Annotated in this window: 23 protein-coding genes; all 23 read left to right on the top strand. The window is 29.4% G+C overall.

What is annotated here, in order from left to right; genetic code table 11:
* The first annotated feature begins 143 nt into the window (after window positions 1-143).
* The 23 genes from OZP08_RS19665 (at window position 144) to wecB (ending at window position 21,394) form a co-directional block, all read left to right on the top strand.
* Window positions 144-1,214, top strand: a complete 1,071-nt coding sequence (locus OZP08_RS19665; RefSeq protein WP_268847721.1) for a Wzz/FepE/Etk N-terminal domain-containing protein — start codon at window positions 144-146, stop codon at window positions 1,212-1,214.
* Between the two features lie 102 nt (window positions 1,215-1,316).
* Window positions 1,317-2,528 carry a UDP-4-amino-4,6-dideoxy-N-acetyl-beta-L-altrosamine transaminase gene (pseC, locus tag OZP08_RS19660; RefSeq protein ID WP_281322684.1) on the top strand — a complete coding sequence of 404 codons (1,212 nt, stop codon included), beginning with the start codon at window positions 1,317-1,319 and terminating at the stop codon, window positions 2,526-2,528.
* Complete coding sequence (locus tag OZP08_RS19655; protein WP_281322683.1) at window positions 2,509-3,684, top strand: N-acetyl sugar amidotransferase; 1,176 nt, start codon at window positions 2,509-2,511, stop codon at window positions 3,682-3,684. Before pseC ends, OZP08_RS19655 begins: the two co-directional genes overlap by 20 nt.
* Before the next feature lie 3 nt (window positions 3,685-3,687).
* The gene (hisH, locus tag OZP08_RS19650) at window positions 3,688-4,293 is read left to right on the top strand and encodes an imidazole glycerol phosphate synthase subunit HisH (RefSeq protein ID WP_281322682.1); all 606 of its coding nucleotides are present in this window, start codon (window positions 3,688-3,690) and stop codon (window positions 4,291-4,293) included.
* A complete protein-coding gene (hisF, locus tag OZP08_RS19645) occupies window positions 4,286-5,032 on the top strand; it encodes an imidazole glycerol phosphate synthase subunit HisF (RefSeq protein WP_281322681.1) in 747 nt (248 codons plus the stop codon). The genes hisH (OZP08_RS19650) and hisF overlap by 8 nt, the downstream gene beginning before the upstream one ends.
* A gap of 11 nt (window positions 5,033-5,043) precedes the next feature.
* Complete coding sequence (pseF, locus tag OZP08_RS19640; RefSeq protein ID WP_281322680.1) at window positions 5,044-5,742, top strand: pseudaminic acid cytidylyltransferase; 699 nt, start codon at window positions 5,044-5,046, stop codon at window positions 5,740-5,742.
* Window positions 5,729-6,295 carry a GNAT family N-acetyltransferase gene (locus OZP08_RS19635; RefSeq protein ID WP_268847714.1) on the top strand — a complete coding sequence of 189 codons (567 nt, stop codon included), beginning with the start codon at window positions 5,729-5,731 and terminating at the stop codon, window positions 6,293-6,295. The genes pseF and OZP08_RS19635 overlap by 14 nt, the downstream gene beginning before the upstream one ends.
* On the top strand, window positions 6,282-6,743 hold the full coding sequence (locus tag OZP08_RS19630; RefSeq protein WP_281322679.1) for a GNAT family N-acetyltransferase: 462 nt from the start codon (window positions 6,282-6,284) through the stop codon (window positions 6,741-6,743). Before OZP08_RS19635 ends, OZP08_RS19630 begins: the two co-directional genes overlap by 14 nt.
* 4 nt (window positions 6,744-6,747) lie before the next feature.
* Window positions 6,748-7,785, top strand: coding sequence for a pseudaminic acid synthase (gene pseI / locus OZP08_RS19625; protein ID WP_281322678.1), 1,038 nt, complete (start codon window positions 6,748-6,750; stop codon window positions 7,783-7,785).
* Window positions 7,785-9,194, top strand: a complete 1,410-nt coding sequence (locus OZP08_RS19620) for a lipopolysaccharide biosynthesis protein (protein WP_281322677.1) — start codon at window positions 7,785-7,787, stop codon at window positions 9,192-9,194. Before pseI ends, OZP08_RS19620 begins: the two co-directional genes overlap by 1 nt.
* An 18-nt stretch (window positions 9,195-9,212) precedes the next feature.
* Window positions 9,213-10,523: a glycosyltransferase family protein gene (locus OZP08_RS19615; RefSeq protein WP_281322676.1), complete on the top strand. Its 1,311-nt coding sequence runs from the start codon at window positions 9,213-9,215 to the stop codon at window positions 10,521-10,523.
* 11 nt (window positions 10,524-10,534) lie between these two features.
* Window positions 10,535-11,059 carry an acyltransferase gene (locus tag OZP08_RS19610; protein ID WP_281322675.1) on the top strand — a complete coding sequence of 175 codons (525 nt, stop codon included), beginning with the start codon at window positions 10,535-10,537 and terminating at the stop codon, window positions 11,057-11,059.
* A 90-nt stretch (window positions 11,060-11,149) separates the two neighbouring features.
* The gene (locus OZP08_RS19605) at window positions 11,150-12,283 is read left to right on the top strand and encodes a glycosyltransferase family 4 protein (protein ID WP_268847707.1); all 1,134 of its coding nucleotides are present in this window, start codon (window positions 11,150-11,152) and stop codon (window positions 12,281-12,283) included.
* A 41-nt stretch (window positions 12,284-12,324) separates the two neighbouring features.
* Window positions 12,325-13,488 (top strand): O-antigen polymerase, encoded by a 1,164-nt coding sequence (locus tag OZP08_RS19600; RefSeq protein ID WP_281322674.1) that lies wholly within the window; start codon window positions 12,325-12,327, stop codon window positions 13,486-13,488.
* A gap of 16 nt (window positions 13,489-13,504) precedes the next feature.
* The gene (locus OZP08_RS19595; RefSeq protein ID WP_281322673.1) at window positions 13,505-14,383 is read left to right on the top strand and encodes a rhamnosyltransferase; all 879 of its coding nucleotides are present in this window, start codon (window positions 13,505-13,507) and stop codon (window positions 14,381-14,383) included.
* Window positions 14,383-15,108, top strand: coding sequence for a glycosyltransferase (locus OZP08_RS19590; RefSeq protein WP_281322672.1), 726 nt, complete (start codon window positions 14,383-14,385; stop codon window positions 15,106-15,108). The genes OZP08_RS19595 and OZP08_RS19590 overlap by 1 nt, the downstream gene beginning before the upstream one ends.
* Before the next feature lie 7 nt (window positions 15,109-15,115).
* A complete protein-coding gene (locus tag OZP08_RS19585) occupies window positions 15,116-16,258 on the top strand; it encodes an N-acetyl sugar amidotransferase (RefSeq protein ID WP_281322671.1) in 1,143 nt (380 codons plus the stop codon).
* Entirely contained in the window at window positions 16,255-16,869 is a 615-nt protein-coding gene (hisH, locus tag OZP08_RS19580) for an imidazole glycerol phosphate synthase subunit HisH (RefSeq protein WP_268847697.1), read from the top strand. Before OZP08_RS19585 ends, hisH (OZP08_RS19580) begins: the two co-directional genes overlap by 4 nt.
* 2 nt (window positions 16,870-16,871) lie before the next feature.
* Complete coding sequence (locus tag OZP08_RS19575) at window positions 16,872-17,645, top strand: AglZ/HisF2 family acetamidino modification protein (protein WP_281322670.1); 774 nt, start codon at window positions 16,872-16,874, stop codon at window positions 17,643-17,645.
* The gene (locus tag OZP08_RS19570) at window positions 17,642-18,676 is read left to right on the top strand and encodes a polysaccharide biosynthesis protein (protein ID WP_281322669.1); all 1,035 of its coding nucleotides are present in this window, start codon (window positions 17,642-17,644) and stop codon (window positions 18,674-18,676) included. The genes OZP08_RS19575 and OZP08_RS19570 overlap by 4 nt, the downstream gene beginning before the upstream one ends.
* A gap of 11 nt (window positions 18,677-18,687) precedes the next feature.
* On the top strand, window positions 18,688-19,104 hold the full coding sequence (locus tag OZP08_RS19565; protein WP_268847696.1) for a WxcM-like domain-containing protein: 417 nt from the start codon (window positions 18,688-18,690) through the stop codon (window positions 19,102-19,104).
* Window positions 19,105-19,112: 8 nt separating this feature from the next.
* Window positions 19,113-20,231, top strand: coding sequence for a polysaccharide biosynthesis C-terminal domain-containing protein (locus OZP08_RS19560; protein WP_281322668.1), 1,119 nt, complete (start codon window positions 19,113-19,115; stop codon window positions 20,229-20,231).
* A gap of 23 nt (window positions 20,232-20,254) precedes the next feature.
* Window positions 20,255-21,394 (top strand): non-hydrolyzing UDP-N-acetylglucosamine 2-epimerase, encoded by a 1,140-nt coding sequence (gene wecB, locus OZP08_RS19555; RefSeq protein WP_281322667.1) that lies wholly within the window; start codon window positions 20,255-20,257, stop codon window positions 21,392-21,394.
* The last annotated feature ends 1 nt before the right edge of the window (window position 21,395 follow it).

Here is a 21,395-nt window from a genome sequence, read left to right as displayed (position 1 = left end):
TAGATGACAGATACAGGTAGATTTAACGTCAAAATCTTTCGGGAATAGAGAGAGTGTACTTGTTTTCTAAGTTTGGTAATCAAAGTAAATTATAAGGTAAACGAAATTGAAATATATAAAAGAATAATAGAATATCAATTTAAATGAACGAACAAAGCCCTAAGAACGAAGTATCTTTAAAAGAGTTAATAGAGAAGATCAAGGAATGGTATGTCTATTTGCTGTCACAATGGAAAATTATTATATTGGCAGGAATTGTAGGAGCTGTTTTGGGTTTGACTTATTCTTTTATTAAAAAGCCAGTCTATACTGCTACTTTATCTTTTGCCTTAGAAGATGAGAAAGGTGGCGGAGGAGGTTTGGGAAGTGCTTTAGGATTGGCAAGTTCACTCGGATTGGATCTTGGGGGTGGTGGAGGTAGTATATTTACTGGTTCTAATTTAACCGAGTTGTTTAAGTCTCGATCTATGGTAGAAAAAACCCTAATGACTCCAGTTACGGTAAATGGTAAAGTAATTTCCCTGGCAGAAATGTACATTCAAATTAATGGGTGGAGAAATGATTGGAATGATAATCCTAAATATAAAGATATTCAGTTTATACCCGATACTAAACGAAAGTATCTTACTCGAGTGCATGATAGTATTTTGGGAGTTATGTACCAGAATTTGTCTAAAGAATCTTTGTCTGTAGCCCAAAAAGACAAAAAAATTGCGATTATTTCAATGGATGTGGCTTCAAAGAGTGAGCTGTTCTCTCTTTATTTTTGTGAAGCACTTGCGAGACAGGTGGGCAAATTCTATGTTGATACTAAAAGTAAAAAAGCCAGAATGAATATGACTATTTTACAAAAACAAACCGATTCTATTCGAGCAGAACTTAATGGAGCTATTACTGGTGTGGCAGTAGCTAATGACAATACTTTTATGTTAAATCCTGCACTAAATGTACGGCGCGCACCTTCAGCTCGTAGGCAGGTAGATGTTCAAGCTAATACTGCTATTTTAACAGAATTAGTTAAACAGGCTGAATTAGCAAAAGTTACTTTACGTAAAGAGACGCCTTTGATACAAGTAATTGATAGACCTATTTTACCATTAAATAAAGTGAAATTTGGAAAGATAAAAGGTTTGTTTTTAGGTAGTTTTTTAGGTGTTTTTTTAATTGTTTTGAGTTTGATAGCAAGAAGGTTATTTAAATCAATTATGCAATAATTTTTTAAACACACACACACTTCCATCTACATACCTCTAATTTTAAAGAATAAATTCGAAGTGATTAAATTACAAATAGAAGAAAAAATATTGATATAAATAATGAAAAATAAAATGGGAAATTATAGTATTCCTTACGGTCGTCAACATATTACCAAAGAAGATCTAGAAGCTATTGCCGAAACAATGCAATCTGATTATTTAACTCAAGGACCCAAAATACAAGAATTTGAGGAAGCCTTTGCTAAATATATAGGGAGTAAATATGCAGTGACAGTTTCTAATGGCACAGCTGCTTTACACTTGTCTGCAATGGCTTTAAACGTAAGTGAGGGACATAAAGTAATCACCACTCCAATTACTTTTGCTGCTTCTGCAAATTGTATAAGATATTGTGGTGGAGAAGTTGTTTTTGCTGATATAGATCCAGAAAGTTATTTATTAGATATTAATAAAGTTAAAAATTTACTTGAAAATAGTCCAATGGGGACTTACAAGGGTATTATTCCAGTGGATTTTGCTGGTAGAGCTGTAGACTTAGAAGCCTACCGAGATTTAGCTGATCAATATGGTTTGTGGATTATAGAAGATTCTTGTCATGCTCCAGGAGGTTATTTTTATAATAGTCAAGGGTTAAAACAAAATTGTGGAAACAATAACTATGCGGATTTAGCTATATTTTCTTTTCATCCAGTAAAGCATATAGCTTGTGGTGAAGGAGGTATGATTACTACAAATGATGAAAAATTGTACAAAAAATTACTTAAGTTAAGAAGTCATGGTATAACTAGAGATGTATTTTCGTTTGAAAATACCAAAGAATTTTCAGCTGGGGTAAATGAAGAGCAAGCAGTATATCCATTATGGTATATGGAAATGCAAGAGTTAGGATATAATTACCGTTTAACAGACTTTCAGGCTGCATTAGGTATAAGCCAATTACAACGAGCTGATAATGGTCTTCAAAGAAGAAAAGAAATAGCTAAAAAATACTATGAAGCATTTAAAGACAAAAAATTTGTTAAAGGCCAATCTAAATTTATTGAAGGGCATGCTTATCATTTATATATAATTGAAATTGATGACAGATTGAATCTATATAACTTTTTGAGAACTAAAAATGTTTATACACAAGTACATTATATTCCATGCCATTTGATGCCGTATTATAGACAATTTGGTTGGAAAGAGGGTGATATGCCAATAAGCGAAAGTTATTACGAAAATTGTTTGAGTATCCCTATGTATCCTTCTCTTACTGAAGATGAGCAAAACTATGTTATAAACATGATTAATGAATATTATAAAAAATAATTTTATGAAAATCCGATATTGTTCAAAATGTTTATTTCCTGAAACAAAACCTGATTTGTTTTTTAATGAAGAAGGAGTTTGTTCTGCTTGTGTCGCTGCAGAGCAAAAAGATACTTCAATTGATTGGAAGCAAAGAGAAGCTGATTTTAATACTATTATAAATAAATATAAAAAAGATCAAGATGAAATAGGATACGATTGTTTAATACCTGTAAGTGGTGGAAAAGATAGCACATATCAAGCCTATTTTATGAAGGAGGTATGTGGTTTAAACCCTTTATGTGTTTGTTTTGAGACTACAAATTTGACGGAGATTGGTCAAAAAAATATTGACAATATCTCAAAAATGGGTATTGATGTAATTTATTTTAAGAAAAATTACAAGGCATATAAAAGTATGGTTATTGAAGGTTTTAAAAGAGTAGGTGACGAAATGTGGCCTAATCATTTGGGAATTTTTACAATTCCAATTCATATAGCTGTAAAATTCAATATCCCATTAGTAATTTGGGGAGAAAATCCACAACAAGAATATGGGGGACCAATAGAATCTATTGAAAATAAACATCTGAATAGAAAGTGGTTAGAGGAATTTGGTGGTTTGCTAGGTAATAGAATCCAGGATATGGTAGGAGTGGATGGATTGACAGAAAAGGATTTAACACCTTATTTTTATCCTTCTGATGAAGAGATTGATAGAGTAGGTGTTGTTGGCTTATTTTTAGGACACTATTTTTTTTGGGATGCTCAAAAACAACTTGAAATAGTAAAAAAACATGGTTTTGCGGTAAAAGAAGATGGACCGGTTGAGGGGACTTATACTAATTACGAGAACCTTGATGAAAAGATGCATGGCTTGCACGATTATCTTAAATATGTAAAGTATGGTTTTGGACGTGCAACAGATCACGCTTGCATTGATATTAGAAATAATAGAATAACAAGAGAAGAAGGCTTGAAATTAGTAAAAGATTTCGATGGAAAATACCCTCATTATGGTGTGAATGAATTTGTAAAATACTCTGGAATGACAAAAGTGGAAGTAGATTTTATTCTAGATTCGTTTACAAATTCAATTTTATTTAAACAAGATGAAGAAGGTAATTTTGTAAAAGATTTTGAGGGAAACCTAATTAGAAATTTTGATTTTGAATAAAAAATGGTAGCAATAATTGATTATGGAATGGGTAATGTAGCCTCTGTTCAAAAAGCTTTAAATTTTTTAAAAATTGATAATATCATTACTGATAATCATGATTTAATAAAGGAATCAAGTGTTGTTTTATTGCCAGGTGTCGGTTCTTTTGCACAAGGCATGAAAAACTTAAATGATAGAGGGTTGGTTGAATTGCTTACGAATGAAGTTATTATAAAGAAGAAAAAATTTATTGGAATTTGTCTCGGAATGCAATTAATAATGGAAAAAGGAATGGAACCTTTTGAATGCCAGGGATTGGGTTGGATTAAAGGAAATGTTATAAAGTTTGAATTGGAAAATTTAAATGTACCTCACATGGGATGGAATAATATAGATATTTTAAACGATACTTATTATAAACAATGTCAAACAAAAGATTTTTACTTTATTCACAGTTATCATGTAGTACCAGATGATAAAGAAAATATTGCTGCAACAGTTAATTATGGTTTTGATGTAGTTGCCAGTATTCAAAAAGAAAATATATTTGCTACTCAATTCCATCCTGAAAAAAGTCAGAATGCTGGATTGTCTATTTTAAAAACTTTTTTCGAAACAAATGCTTAAAATAAGAATTATTCCTATCCTAACTTTTAATGGTTTTGGATTAGTTAAAACTAAAAAGTTTGCAAATCCAAGAATGGTTGGAAATCCTGTCCAAGCAGCTAGAGTTTATAATAGCAGGGGAGTTGATGAACTTGTTTTTATTGATATTTTTGCAAGCTCCCAAAAAAGGAAAATCAACTTAAAACTAGTTGCGGATGTTATAAAAGAATGTTATATGCCGGTGGCAATTGGTGGAGGTATTGAAACAATTGATGATATAAATAGTTTGCTTAAAATTGGTGCGGATAAAGTAATTATTAAAACAAAAGCTTTATTAGATACTAATTTTATTGATGAAGCTGTAGCTTTTTTTGGAAGTCAATGTATTTCGATAGCAATTGATGCTTATGCAACAAATGAAGGATATAAGATTTTTAATAAACTTAATATTGATATATCATTAGAAGATTTTATGAATCAAATGATTTCCTGTAAAGTTGGAGAGTTTGTTATTATGAGTGTAGATAATGATGGAATGATGAATGGCTTTGATATTGAATTAATAAAATCAGTTTCGAGATTAACAAATATACCTATAATTGCTGTTGGAGGTGGTGGGACAATGGAACATTACAATGAATTGTTTTCTCAAACAGATATCCAGGCAGTTGGTTCAGCTAGTATCTTTCATTTTACTCAATTTACTCCTTTGGATATAAAAAATGAATTAAAAAATATTAATATCCCAGTTAGAATATAATTTGTTTGAATTTGAAAACTATAGCAATTATTCCTGCACGTGGTGGTAGTAAACGTATACCCCATAAAAATATCAAAGATTTTTTTGGCAGACCTATTATTTCTTATGCAATAGAAGAGGCTTTCAAAAGTGGTTTATATGATGAAGTAATAGTTTCGACTGATTGTGAGAAAATTGCGGCTATTTCTGTGAAATATGGCGCAAGAGTTCCTTTTATTAGAAGTACTCAAAATAGTAATGATTTTGCTACTACCGTTGATGTTTTATTTGAAGTATTAGAATGGTACGAAAACCAAAATGTTAAATTTCGATATGCTACTTGTATTTATGCATGTGCCCCTTTTGTAAATTCTAAAATATTAAAAGATTCTTTTGATATCTTAATTAAAGAAGATTGTGATTGCGTATTTCCAGTTTTAGCTTATTCACATCCAATTCAAAGAGCATTAAAGTTGTCAGGAAATAATAAAATAGATTTATTTGATCATTTTAATTCTAACGTAAGAACCCAAGATTTAGAAAAAGTATTTCATGACGCTGGTATGTTCTATACTTTTAATGTAAATAACTTGTACATAAATAGAAGTTTACGAACAAAAAATAGTTTTGCTATTGAAATAGATGAACTACATGCTCATGATATTGATACTGAAAATGATTGGATTTTGGCAGAATTAAAATATAAAATGTTTTCTAATGCTATCGTATAAATGTCTTGATAATCAGGTTGTAAAGTCAAATGATTTTGAAATAGTTCCTCTTCGTTTTGAGGACCGATTTGATATATTAAAATGGCGAAATGAACAAATGTATCATCTGAGGCAAGCTAAGCTTTTAACAGTAGATGATCAAGATAAATATTTTAATAATGTGATCAAGCATCTCTTTGATCAAGATACACCCAATCAAATTTTATTTTCGTTGTTAAAAAATGATGAATTTATTGGTTATGGGGGATTAGTACATATTAATTGGATTGATAAAAATGCTGAAATTTCATTTCTTATGAATACCGAAAAAGAAAAGGATAATTTTCATTTTAATTGGGTCAAATATTTATCTCTTATCGAAAAAGTTGCGTTTGAAGATTTGAGATTTCATAAAATTTTCACTTATGCTTTTGATCTTAGACCACATTTATATCCTGCACTCTTAGAAGCTGGTTTTTTAGAAGAAGCTAGATTAAATGAGCATTGTCTTTTTAATGGTAATTATACAGATGTGATAATTCATTCAAAAATTAATACGAATGCTAACTTTTAGGAAGGCTAATTTAACAGATACCAAATTATATTTTGATTGGGCTAATGATCCAGATGTTAGATTACAGTCTTTTAATTCAGATAAAATTGATTTTGAAAATCATGAGAAATGGTTTCTATCTAAAATAAAAGATAATTCTTATTTATTCTTATTGTTTATAAATGAAAAAAATTTGAATATTGGACAAATAAGGATTCATAAAGAAAATGAAAGAGAAGCTCTAATTGGAATTTCCGTTAGTTCAGAACATAGGGGAAAAGGCTATGCAAAAGAAATGCTTGAAATGGCGTCCAGGTATTTTTTAGATTGCAATCCAAATTATTTAATCAATGCGTATATAAAAGAAAAAAATTTAAATTCTAAATTTTCTTTTGAAAAAGCAGGCTTTGAATTTCAAAATATTATAAATTATGAAAACTTTAGAAGCTTTCATTATATAAAAAAATAGAAAAATGATAATTGATACTTTTGAAATAAGTAGCCACAGTAAGGTTTTTATAATAGCCGAACTATCAGCAAATCATAATGGTAATATAAATACAGCGATTGAGACTATACGAGCTGCGAAACGAGCTGGAGCTGATTGTATTAAATTGCAGACATATACAGCTAATACTATCACAATTGATTGTGATAAGGATGATTTTTTGATTAAAGGAACTATCTGGGAAGGGAAAAATTTATATAAATTATATCAAGAAGCCTACACACCTTGGGAATGGCATGAAGAAATTTTTAAGGTAGCTAAAGAAGAAGGATTAATATGTTTTTCTTCACCTTTCGATAAAACGGCTGTTGATTTTTTAGAAACATTGGATGTTCCTGCATATAAAATTGCATCTTTCGAAATTACCGATATTCCTTTAATCGAATATGTAGCGTCGAAAGGTAAGCCAATAATTATATCTACAGGTATTGCCGAAGAAAAGGATATTGAATTAGCTATAAATGCTTGTAAAAGTATGGGCAATGAAAATATTGCATTGTTAAAATGTACTTCTAGTTATCCAGCACCAATTAATGAAGCAAATATGTGCATGGTAAAAGATTTGGCTCAACGGTATGGTGTAATTAGTGGTCTTTCTGATCATACAATGGGAGCAACCGTTCCTATTGTTGCAACTTGTTTTGGAGCTAAAATTATTGAAAAGCATTTTATTCTCGATCGCGCTATTGGAGGCCCAGACGCTTCTTTTTCTATGAATGAAATTGAATTTGCAGCCATGGTTAAAGCGGTTCGTGAAGCTGAAAGTGCTATCGGTAAAGTTGATTATACACTTACTGAAAAACAAGCAAAAGGAAAAGATTTTTCGAGATCCTTATATGTAGTTGAGGATATCAAAGCTGGTGATATTATTACTGAAACAAACGTTCGTTCTATTAGACCTGGATTTGGGATGCACCCAAAACATTATAGTGAAATACTTGGAAAAACTGTTAAAGTTGACATAGAAAGAGGTGTTGCCTTTAATAATGCATTTTTAAGTTAATGTATAAAAAAGTAATTTCACATAGCTTAATTTATGGTTTAGGTCCTTTTGTTCCTAAAATTATAGGCTTGCTAATGTTGCCAATTTTTACCAAAGTACTCACTGTTGAGGATTATGGTGTACAATCGCTTGTGAATTCTAGTTTGGGATTGATTAGTGTATTAGCTATGTTAGGCTTACAATTACCAATTTCTAATGCTTTTTACCATCATTCCCATCACTATAAAAAGAGATGGTGCCAATTTTATGGGTTTCTAAATATTTGGATGATATTTTATTCCATACTTTTGGCTTTGATGATTTATCTTATTGTACCTCCAGAAGCTGAAAAAAATGTATTTTGGATTATTCTTTTAAATATAATACCTATTGTTTGTTTTGGACCAGCAGAAGTTATTGGTCAGATGTATTTTCAACTTAATCAAAAACCAAAACAAGTGGTTTGTCGTACCATCATTATTTCATTTATTACAATCGCATTAAATTATTATACGATTGTAATTCTTGATATGCATTATATGGGATGGTTTGTAGCTAATTGTTTGTCTATGCTATTATTGCATTTTTCATATTGGTATCCTTTACATTTCGTATTAAAAATTAAGCCTATTTATAAATTTAAAAAAAAGGTTATTTGGAGAGGGTTAAGTGTTTCAATGCCAATGATACCGCATTATTATAGCGTTTTTTTACTAGGTTCAGCAGATAGCTTATTATTAAAGTTTTTTTTAATAACCACAGCACAGATTGGTTACTATGGTTTTGCAGCTTCTTTTGGGGGATTAATGGCTCTAGTAGTAGGGGCATTAAATACTGCAGCTGCACCTATTATTTCTGAACAAATTAAATTAAAAAAGTTTAATGATTTATGTAAGTTGATATGGTCGTTACAATTTTTTTTAATAATTCTGTCGTCAATTGGTTGTTTTTGGTTAAAAGAAATTTTTCAATTAATGATTAAAAATACAGAGCTTAAAACAACTTATTTTTTGGCAATTGTTTTTATAATGGCTCATAATTACAGACCAATGTATTTTGGTGTTTCGGCAATTCTGTTTTACAGAGAACGTACTAGAAATTTATGGAAAGTTACTTTAATTGCTGGATTGATATGTATATTAATGAATGTTATTTTAATACCTATATACGGAATAAATGCTCCAGCTTTCGTATTGTATTTTAGTTATCTAATTATGGGATATGGTACTTTTTTTCTTAAGGACTACACAGATACAAAAGTCATTAATTTAAAGCCCATGAGATGGGCTATTTTAACTATACTATGTTTCGCTTGTGTTCTGATAATTGTCGAATTTTCAATTTTGCAAAAATGTATGTTTACTTTATTATTTTTATCTAGCTTAGTTGTATATTATATTAAAATGATAAGAAGTAAATTAATTGCTTAAAACTAAAATAAAGTGTTTGTGAAATTTTCTGAAGTTGATGATTTAAATTATCAATGCTCTATTGAAGAAACGTATCCCGGAGAATTGGGATTGATGATTAAAAAGACTTCATTTCTAGTAGTTTTTTTGCCTATAATAAAATTATTTGTTAAAAGTTTAGTTCAATTATTTTCAACTGATAATAAAAGGAATTTTCCAATAGGTATTGATACAGTAGTTATTGTAGGTTCAATTAATCAATATAGAGCAGTAAAAAGTTTAATTGATGCCTTGCCAAATGTACTTGTACTTTCAATTTTTCCTATAAAATGTAAAAATAACGTGGTAATTGATACACGTGGAAATTGTATTGCATCATTATTAAACCTACCAAAACTTATTATTAATTTGGTAAGAGTAATAGGTTTTAAGTATAGCTCAATACTTTATCATTTTGACGACTACTTAAATACACCAGGAGTTTATAATCTTGCTCATAAGTATTTAAAAGAAATAAATCCAAAATCAATTATTGTAGCTAATGATCATACTTTTTTGACAAGAAGTTATTTTCGAGCGGCTCAAAAGTTAAAGATAAGTACAATCTACACGCAACATGCTTCTGTGACGAGTCATTTTCCAAGTCTAGAATTTGATTATGCATTCCTTGATGGGGAGGAAACTTTAGATAAATATTTGTCTAATAACGAAATATTAAAATCCAAAGTTTTTCTCAGTGGATCACCCCGTTTCGATAAAATAGCCGAGATTAAAAATTTAAATAATTATGAATTAGGTGTAGCTATTAATTTAATAGATAATCATGAGGAGGTTATAAAATTTTTAGAATTATTAGTTTTAAATAAAGTAAATTTTTGTTTTAGGCCCCATCCAGGTCTACCAAATATTTCATTTTGGAAAGAATATTGCAAAACAAATTCAATTGGTTATTCTGATCCTATTACAGAAACTCCAATAGATTTTATATCATATTGTAAAAGTTTTGCTGTTGGTGATTCTGCCCTTCATCTTGAGGTTGCATTATGTGGTAAAACAAGTTATTATTTTAATTTTCAAAATGGTAATACTAGTGATAGCTATGATTATATTCGTAATGGATTAATTGAGGAAAAAGATAGCAATGAAATTATTTTATTTTTGAAACAACAAATTTATAATAAGGTATCAACGAAGAAAATTAAATATTATGTCGCAAATTTTTCGACAAAAGAATGGGGTAATTCCACAACTTTAATTCAAAAATCAATTATGGATATTAATAATGATAATAAACTTGATTTTTGGCAAGAAAAAAAAGTTGGAAGTTACATATTTGAAATTAATAATTAAAAAATGAAAATATGGTTATTAAAATTTTAAACAAGATCGGTCAAATTTATAAAAACAATATATTAAAAAAAATATACGTCAAGAAAATAATTTCTCAAGCAGGTATGATTAAAGGAAAAATTTCTGTCAATAATCCTTCATCTGTTTCTGCTAACACCTATTTAGGGAATAATGTGAATTTTAATGGAATGCAAATTTTAGGAGAAGGAAAAGTTGAGATTGGAGATAATTTTCATAGTGGAAGTGGTTGTGTTATTATAACACATTATCATAATTATAATAATGGTACAGCGATACCTTATGATAATACTTACTATTATAAAGATGTTACAATTCAAGATAATGTATGGTTAGGAAATAATGTTACAATCTTAGGTGGTGTAACTATTGGAGAAGGAGCAATTGTCCAAATAGGTAGTGTAGTGACAACTAATGTTCCCCCTATGGCGATTGCGGGGGGGCATCCTTGCAAGGTATATAAATATAGAGATATTGAGCACTATACTAAATTGAAAAATTTAGAAAAATTTAATTGATAAAAGAGAAGTTTTGGCTTTAGAATAGAGCTTAATTATAATTTTAAAATAACTTGTGATTAGTATTTATAGATATAATATCTTTTTTAGATGAAGAAGAATATATTATTTGTGGGGCATGATACTTCTCTATTTGGAGCAAATCAATCATTGATTAATATGATTTCTTCTATTAAGGATGCAGGTGAGGATGTAATAATTATAACTGTTTTTCCTGACAGAGGTCTTATTTGTAATCAGTTTGATGATTTGGGCTTAGAGTATAAAATCGTAAAATATAAGACTGAAGCAAGTGATCCAAATAAAAGTCTTAAAGCTAGGTTTTTAAATTTTTTAAGGTTTGTAAATAAAATAACGCTTAATGCTTTAGCTTTAAGAAAGCTCAGAAGGATTGTTAAATTAAACAACATTACTATTGTTCATTCGAATTCAAGTATAGTTGCTATTGGAGAGGATTTAGCAAAACTTGAAGGAATTAAACATGTTTGGCATTTGCGAGAATATATTGATTTGGATCATGATTTAGGGATTCTTGGAGGATTAAAAAAGCATAAGGAAAGAATTCAGAAAGCCAAAAATATTATATGCATTTCTAAAGGAATTGCAAAACATTTTGATATTGAGAATAAGGCATTTATATTATATAATGCAGTGCGTAAAGAAAAGAATAATGTATTAGAGAAAAATAAGGTAAATTATTTTTTATTCTGTGGATCACTTGTAAAAAATAAAGGAATTGAAGAAGCTATTTTAGCTTTTACTTTAGTTTACCATTTTGATAAAAATATTAATTTATTAATCGCGGGTAGTGGATCATCCGAGTATGAAAACTTTTTAAAAGAAATGGTAATCCAAAGAAACTTACAAAATAATGTTCAATTTTTAGGTTTTAGAAAGGATACTGATAAATTAATGAGAAATGCTTTAGCTTTATTAATGTGTTCAGAAAATGAAGCTTTAGGGAGAGTTACTATAGAAGCTATGCTTAATTTTTGTATTGTTTTAGGTTTTAACAATGCTGGAACAGCTGAAATTATTAGTGATGGAGTAAATGGTTTGTTATATGAAGATAGAAATCACTTAGCTACTTATATGAAAAGAATTATAAGTGGAGATGTTAGAGATTTAGATATTATTAGAACAAACGCATATGACTTTGCAAATAATGTCTTTTTAGAAAAACAATTTGGAATGAAATTAATGAATTACTATTCTAATTTATAACTATATTTTTATAATTTTTTATCAAATTAAATCGTTTGTTCATGAATTTTAATTTAAATAAAAGAGTTAATCTTATTTTTATGATTTTTTTTATTTTATCATTGTTGTTTCCAGCAACAGTGTTTAATAAATTGATGTTTGTAATTATTATGGCTTTTACTATAATTAATTATAAAATATATAAATTAAATACATTTTCTCCGTTTATTGTTTTCTGCATTTTTTTGTATGGGTTTATCTTCTCTTTTTTTAATATTGTAGATAAGGGATTAGCATTACAATTTTTTCTCTCTATTTTAGTATTATTTTTAATTTATCCAATATTTAAATATAAAATTGATATTGATGGGATAGTTAAAATTTCGGGTTTAATTATGGCTATTTACACAGGAATTTCATTCTTGATTTTAGTTGTATTTATGGATCTACCTCTATCAGGTCCTTATTATGTTTTTTTTAATGATTATAGTTCAGGGTCTAATGGACTAAGAGAATTTGCAGAAGAGGGAACGTTAAGTTTTCATATTGGAACTGCTCCTTTTTTATATTTGCCCTTTTGTTTATTTGTTATTTCTTATATAGATAAAAAAAAAATCAGTAGTCTTTTATCTTTGATTGTTATATTTATAACTATTTTTATTAGTGCTTCCAGAGGTTTGATTTTAAGCTGTATAATTGCAACAATATTTATAATTTTCTTTAAATCAAATCTTAGAAGCAAAATACTGTTTTTGTCACTATCTATTCCATTAATAATAATTTCAATTTCTTATCTATTAACAACTACAACTATTTTTGATTCAAGAGAAGAATCAAATAGTATAAAAATAGGACATTATGAATCTTTTATTGATCATATAAACTTTTTTAATTTTTTTTTAGGTGAAGGATTAGCTTCATATTATTATTCAAAAGGATCTCAAAGTATGAAAGCACATACTGAAATAACACCATTAGATATGTTGAGATATTTTGGTTTTATAATTACTCCAATATTATATTTGGTTATTATTTTGCCTACAAAAAGAATTGCCTCTTATTTAGGTTCTAATTCCTTATATGTTATATTGTGTTTGATTTATGTTGTTAATTCATTTACAAATCCCACTATGTTTAATTCTTATGGTTTATTATTAATTCTATGGTATTGGTATAAAATACTAAATACGTCAAATGTTAGTTCAGAACAGATTGTATATGTCTAGTCAATTTAAATTATAAATGAATATTTATTGCGTTATTGTTTGCTATAATCCGGATGTTGATAATTTATTTAGAATCTGTCAGGCTTTATTGTTTAGTAAAACAAATGTGGTCTTAGTGGATAATACTATAGATTGTTATATAAAAGATTTATCAGAAGATTTAGGAGTTGATTTAATAAATCTTAATGAAAATTACGGTATAGCAAAAGCTCAAAATATTGGGATTCGATACGCAATAGATAGGGATGCTGAAATCTTAGTTTTTTTTGATCAAGATTCAGAAATTGATAATTATTTTATCTCTAATTTGACAAGTCCCTTAATAAGAAATCAACCAATGGTTGTTTCACCTGTATTTTATGATAAAGAACACGGCTTTCGATTTCCAAGTTATAAATTAAATAGTTTTGGATTACTTAAAGAAATTGAATTTCCAGATAATGATGAAATTTACACTGCTGATGTTATTATTTCTTCAGGTAGTTTAGCTAGTAAAGAAGTGTTTGATATTGTTGGATTTATGAATGAGGATTATTTTATTGATTTTGTAGATACAGAATGGAGTTTACGATGTCATTCCAAAGGCGTTCCGATTTTAGTTAATCCGAAAGCAAAGATGACTCATACTATTGGGGATAGATCTATAAATTTACATTTTATTAGATTGTTTATACATAGTCCTTTAAGATCCTATTATAAGGTAAGAAATTCATTTTTGTTTATGAGAAATGTAGATGTACCTTTTCTTATGGGGTTGAAGGAAATTGTATCAGCATTAGTGCATAATTTATTGGTAATCTTATTGGTAAAAGGTAAAAGGGAATATGTCGTTAATTATTTTCAAGCAATTTGGGATGGTTTATTGAATAAGAAAGGAAAAAAAGATAAGATATAATGAGAATAAGTGTCTGTATGGCTTCGTATAATGGAGCAGAATTTATTGAACAACAATTAGAGTCAATTTTAAATCAATTAAATGAAAGTGATGAAATAATAATTGTGGATGATTGTTCAAAGGATGATACTATAAAAAAAATAGAGTCAATTAATGATTCTAGAATTAAGATTTTTAAAAATGATACTAATAAAGGACATGTTTTTACTTTTGGTAGAGCGATTAGTTTAACTAAAAATGATATCATTTTTATGTCTGATCAGGATGATATATGGCTAAAAGATAGAGCTAGTATATTAATTAACGAATTAATAAAAAGTAATTCATTATTAGTCTCTTCCAATACAAATTTTATTAATTCTCAAGGAGAAATTATAGATCATGTAATTGATGGAGTTAAGTCAAAAAATTCGACTAAAAATTTAAGAAATATTATAGATATATTTATAGGGAAAGAAAATTATTATGGTTGTGCAATGGCTTTTAAAAAAGAACTAAAAGAATTAATTCTTCCGATTCCAATTTATGTTGAATCTCACGATTTATGGATAGCAACTGCAGCAAACTTGGTAAGATCAAATACACATTGTGATGAATTTACTTTGAGTAGAAGAGTTCACACTAACAATGCCAGTATTGTAAAAAGGCCATTTTTATTAAAATTATGGTCAAGAGTAATATTTACTAGGTCAGTTTTTCAACTGAAATTTAGGAGTTTTAAATAAAAAAGAAATGGATAAACAAAAATATCAAATTTGTACAAAGACTATTATGGATACTACAGATCCAAAAATAGTTTTTAATGAGGTGGGTGAGAGCGATTATTATACCAATTATATTGAAACCATTAAGCCAAATTGGCATACTGATAAAAAAGGTCACGAAGAATTAATGCATGTGGCTGCGAAAATTAAAAACGAAGGCAAAGGAAAAGATTTCGATTGTATTATTGGTTTAAGTGGTGGTCTGGATAGCTCATACGTAGCATATATCGCAAAAGAAGTTATGGGTTTGAGACCATTATTATTTCATGTCGATGCAGGTTGGAATACAGATAAAGCTGTTGGTAATATTGAAAAGCTATGCAATGGTCTTAGATTAGATTTATATACTGATGTAATTAATTGGGAAGAAATGAAAGATCTTCAAGTTGCATTTCTTAAGTCACAAATTGCAGATCAGGACTTGCCTCAAGACTATGCTTTCTTTTCGGGTTTATATAAATTTGCTAAGAAAAATAAAATTAAGTATGTTTTGACAGGTGGAAATTTCTCGACAGAATGTTGCAGAGAACCCGAAGAATGGGGAGGCTTTCCAGGTATCGATACCATGCTTGTAAAAGATATTCATTCTAAATTTGGTAAACGTCCGCTTAAGACTTTTCCGTTAGTGGATATTTTGAGTTATAAAATCTATTATCGTTATGTTTTGGGAATGCAGGTTTTTAAGCCCTTGAATTTACTTCCTTATATTAAAGCTGATGCAGAAAAGTTATTAATCGATAAGTTTGGTTGGGAACCATTTCAGCATAAACATCATGAATCTAGATTTACTCGTTTTTATGAAGATTATTGGTTACCAAGAAAATTTGGTTTTCAAAAAAGACGAGCCCATTTTTCAAGTTTGATTCTTACTGGACAAATGACAAGAGAAGAAGCATTAGATCGAATTTCAAGACCTGAGTTAAGCGAAGAGTTTTTACTAAAAGAATTTGATTATGTTGCGGATAAATTAGATTTGACTGTTCAACAACTACAAGAAATTTTTGAAGGTGAAAATAAAACTTTTCATGATTATAAAAATAAAATAAAAATAATAGGTTTTGGTGCAAAGATGATGCAGAAATTAGGACTTGAAAAACGATTATTTAGATGATAACAATTATTGATTATGGCGTAGGTAATATTAATGCTTTTGTAAATGTTTACAAAAGAGTGAATGTTCCAACCAAGATTGCTAGAACTGTTGCAGATTTAGAAGATGCAAAGAAAATAATTTTGCCAGGAGTTGGTCATTTTGATCATGCAATGTCTGAGTTAATAAAATCTGGAATGCGTGAAAAACTTGATGAATTAGTAATGATTAAAAAGATACCAGTTATTGGTATTTGTGTTGGAATGCAGATGATGGGTAATTTAAGTGATGAAGGTAAATTAGCGGGGCTAGGTTGGATTGATGCCTCGATAAAAAAATTTGATGAGACAAAAATTAAACAAGTTACAAGACTTCCACATATGGGTTGGAATGATGTAAATCCAGTAATTTCTTCCCCATTGTTTAAAGGGTTGGAAAAAGATGCCCTTTTTTATTTTTTACATTCCTATTATTTCGAGTGTAATAATGCTTCTGATATTTTGGCTACATCAGATTACGGTGGTGAATTTGCCTGTGCTGCAAATCATGAAAATATTTATGGGATTCAATTCCATCCTGAGAAGAGTCATCATTATGGAGAAACCTTATTACATAATTTTGCAAAACTATAAACATGCTTAGACCAAGAATAATTCCAAGTTTATTAGTTCATGAAAATGGATTGGTAAAAACGGTAAACTTTAAAAATCCTAAATATGTAGGAGATCCTATTAATGCTGTTAAAATTTTTAATGAAAAAGAAGTTGATGAATTAGCGATATTTGATATTGATGCAACAGTATTAGGAAAAGAACCTAATTATAGTCTGATTGAAAGATTGGCCAGTCAGTCTATGATGCCTTTATGTTATGGAGGGGGAGTTAAAACAATAGAACAGGCTCAAAGGATATTTAGTCTTGGTATTGAAAAAATAGCTTTGAGTTCGGCAGTTTTGCAAAATCCAAAACTGATTACTGAAATTTCTGAGCGAGTAGGAGCTCAAAGTGTTATTGTAGTTTTGGATGTTAAAAAGAAATTATTTGGAGGATATGAGGTATATACTCATAATGGAAAAAAAGCTACAGGAATTAACCCTTTTAAATTTGTAGATGAAGCGCAAAAATTAGGAGCTGGCGAAATTGTAATTAATTCTATTGATAAAGATGGGCAAATGAAAGGTTATGATTTAGATTTAATTGCCAAAGTTAGAGAGAAAACAACTTTACCGATGACAGTGTTGGGAGGAGCTGGCTCTTTGGAAGATATCGAAAAAGTTATTGATAATCATGGTGTAATAGGTGTAGCGGCAGGGAGCTTATTTGTGTTCAAAGGTCCTTATAAAGCGGTTTTAATAAATTATCCATCACAAATAGAAAAAAATAAGATTTTTAAAATAAATCAACAATGATAATAAAAAATAAAGTACTTTTAATAACAGGAGGAACTGGTTCATTTGGTCATGCCGTCTTAAATCGTTTTCTTCATACTGATCATTTTAGTGAAATACGTATTTTTTCTCGTGATGAGAAAAAACAAGATGATATGCGTAATCAATTAAAAAACGATAAACTTAAGTTTTATATTGGTGACGTAAGAGACTTCAATAGTGTAGAACGTGCCATGCGAGGTGTGGATTATGTGTTTCATGCAGCAGCATTAAAACAAGTTCCTTCATGTGAATTTTTTCCTTTAGAAGCTACCAAAACGAACGTTTTTGGAACACAAAATGTAATTGATGCAGCCGGAATCAATAAAGTAAAAAAAGTAATTTGTTTAAGTACAGATAAGGCCGCTTATCCTATTAATGCTATGGGAATATCAAAAGCTTTGATGGAAAAAGTAGCAGTGGCAGCTTCTAGAAATTTAACTGATACTACTGTTTGTTTAACAAGGTATGGAAACGTAATGGCTTCTAGGGGCTCAGTGATTCCTTTATTTTTAAAGCAAATAAAAGAGAATAACCCTATTACTATTACAGATCCTAATATGACCCGTTTTTTAATGTCATTGGATGAAGCTGTGGAATTGGTTTTATTTGCTTTCGAGAATGGTAATCCAGGGGATTTATTTGTTAATAAAGCTCCAGCTGGAACTATTGGAGATTTAGCTCAAGCATTGAAAGAACTTTGTAATTCAAATAATGAGATAAAAATCATTGGAACTCGCCACGGTGAAAAATTATATGAGACTTTATGTACTCGTGAAGAAATGGTTAAAGCTGAAGATATGGGAGAGTTTTACCGTATTCCTGCGGATAATCGTGATTTGAATTATGCACAGTATTTTTCTGAAGGGGAAGAAGATGTCTCATTAATAGAAGATTATCACTCTCATAATACGGAGCAGCAAGGAGTTGAAGGAATGAAAAAACTTTTATCGACATTGCCACTCATTCGAAAAGAGGTTTTTGGAGAAGATGTTGCACAAATGCCAGGTTAAAAAATAAATAAATGATACCAAAACTAATTATCGGCAATTGTCATTCTGACCAACGTGGCAATTTATTATATAATAATGATTTTGATGCTTCTTTAATTAAAAGAATATACGTAATCGAAAATAAAGATGTTCAATTTGTAAGAGGATGGCAAGGACATCAAATAGAACAAAGATGGTTTTCTGCTGTTAGCGGAAGTTTTAAAATTCAATTAATTAAAATTGATAATTGGGAAAAGCCATCTGTAGATTTGGAAAATTTTACCTATATAGTTGATTCCGAAAAATTAAATGTAATACATGTTCCTAGCGGATATATCAGTAGTATTCAATCCTTAGAACTTAATTCTAAGTTATTGGTTATGGCTGATTATTTATTAGGAGAGACTAAAGACGAGTATAGATACGATATTGAATATTTTAAAATTTAAATAAGTTAATGTTAAAAGTAGGTATTACTGGTCAAGCAGGTTTTGTTGGAAAACACTTATATAATACAATCGGTTTATTTACCGAAGAATTTGAGAGAATTGATTTTCGAAAAGAATATTTTGAAGAAGAAAGTAAATTAAATGATTTTGTAGCTGAATGTGACGTAATAGTGCATTTAGCTGCTATGAATCGTCATAATGATCCACAAGTTATCTATGATACAAATCTTGGGTTGGTACAAAAATTAGTAAATTCTCTTAAAGCAACAGGAAGTAAGGCTCATGTTCTTTTTTCTTCATCAACTCAAGAAGAAAGGGATAATCTTTATGGTAAGTCGAAGAAAGAAGGAAGAGAATTAATGATTGATTGGGCTAACAGTTCAGAAGGTGAATTTACAGGAATGATTATTCCAAATGTTTTTGGGCCTTTCGGATATCCAAATTATAATTCTGTAATTGCTACTTTTTGTCATAAATTATCGCATAATGAAATACCAACGATTGATGTAGATGGGGATTTAAAATTGATTTATGTTGGAGAATTGGTTGATAGAATGCTTTCTGAAATAAGAGCAAGAAAAGGAAATCCGGAAGTATTGGTTAAACATACTTCAGAATCTAAGGTTTCTCAGATTTTGAGTTTATTAGAAAAATATAAATCAGAATATCAAGAGAAAGGTATTATTCCAAGTATCAATAACACATTTGAGCTCAATTTGTTCAATACTTTTCGTTGCTACATGGATATAAAAAATCATTTTCCTGTAAAATTTGTTGAGCATACGGATCTGCGAGGCTCATTTGTTGAGATTATACGTTTGGGAGTTGGGGGGCAAGTTTCATTTTCAACAACAGTACCTGGAATAACTCGTGGGAATCATTATCATACAAGAAAAATAGAGCGTTTTGCAGTAATTAAAGGAAAAGCCTTAATTCAGTTACGCCAAATCGGTACCGATGAGGTTTTAGATTTTTATTTGGATGGAGATGAACCAGCGTATGTGGATATGCCAATTTGGTACACACATAATATAAAAAATATTGGGAATGAAGTTTTATATACTAATTTTTGGATAAATGAATTCTATGATCCGAATGACCCAGATACTTATTTTGAAAATGTTTAAAAAATAATTATTTCTTCTATATAATGAAATCACAATTAAAAGTAATGACTGTTGTTGGGACAAGACCTGAAATTATACGTCTTTCCAGAGTTATGGCAGCTTTAGATAATTCCGATGCAATTGAGCATATTATTGTACACACTGGGCAAAATTATGATTATGAATTAAATCAAATATTCTTTGATGATTTGGGAATTCGTAAACCAGATTTTTTTTTAAATGCAGCTGGAGCAACGGCCACAGAAACAGTTGGGCAAATTTTAATAAAAATAGATCCTTTACTAGAATCTGAAAAACCAGATGCTTTTTTAGTTTTAGGAGATACTAATAGTTGCTTGTGTGCAATACCAGCAAAGAAAAGACACATTCCAATTTTTCATATGGAAGCTGGAAATCGTTGCTTCGATCAGCGTGTACCAGAAGAAACTAACAGGAAAATTGTAGACCATACTTCTGATATTAACTTAACTTACAGTGATATAGCCAGAGAGTATTTACTAAGAGAAGGTTTACCTGCTGATAGAATCATAAAAACAGGTTCACCAATGTTTGAAGTTTTAAATCATTATCTGCCATCTATTGAATCTTCTGATGTATTAGAAAGATTAGAATTGGAAGAAGGTAAGTTTTTTGTTGTGTCATCGCATAGAGAGGAAAATATTAACAGTGAAGTAAATTTTCAAGGTTTAATGGACAGTTTGAATCTTATTGCTGAAAAATACAATTATCCAATTATTGTAAGTACGCATCCTCGAACTCGAAATATGATTGAGAAAAAGAATATTCAAATGCATAAAAATGTGCAATTTTTAAAACCATTAGGATTTAATGATTACAACGCTTTGCAAATGAAATCTTTTGCTGTTTTATCAGATTCAGGAACAATCTCGGAAGAATCATCAGTATTGAATTTTAGAGCCCTTAATATCAGGGATGCTCATGAAAGACCAGAAGCAATGGAAGAAACTTCTGTTATGATGGTAGGTTTAAGCCCAGAAAGAATTATGCAAGGATTAGTACAACTTCAATATCAAAAAGTTGGAGAAGAAAGAAACTTTAGACCAGTTGCTGATTACTCAATGCCAAATGTTTCAGAGAAAATGGTTCGTATTATTTTGAGTTATACCGATTATGTGAAGCGCGTAGTCTGGAGAGAATTATAGG

The organism is Flavobacterium aestivum (assembly GCF_026870175.2).
Lineage (GTDB): Bacteria > Bacteroidota > Bacteroidia > Flavobacteriales > Flavobacteriaceae > Flavobacterium > Flavobacterium aestivum.
The sequence above is the reverse complement of the archived record's forward strand: the minus strand, read 5'-3'. Positions and strand labels throughout refer to the sequence as shown.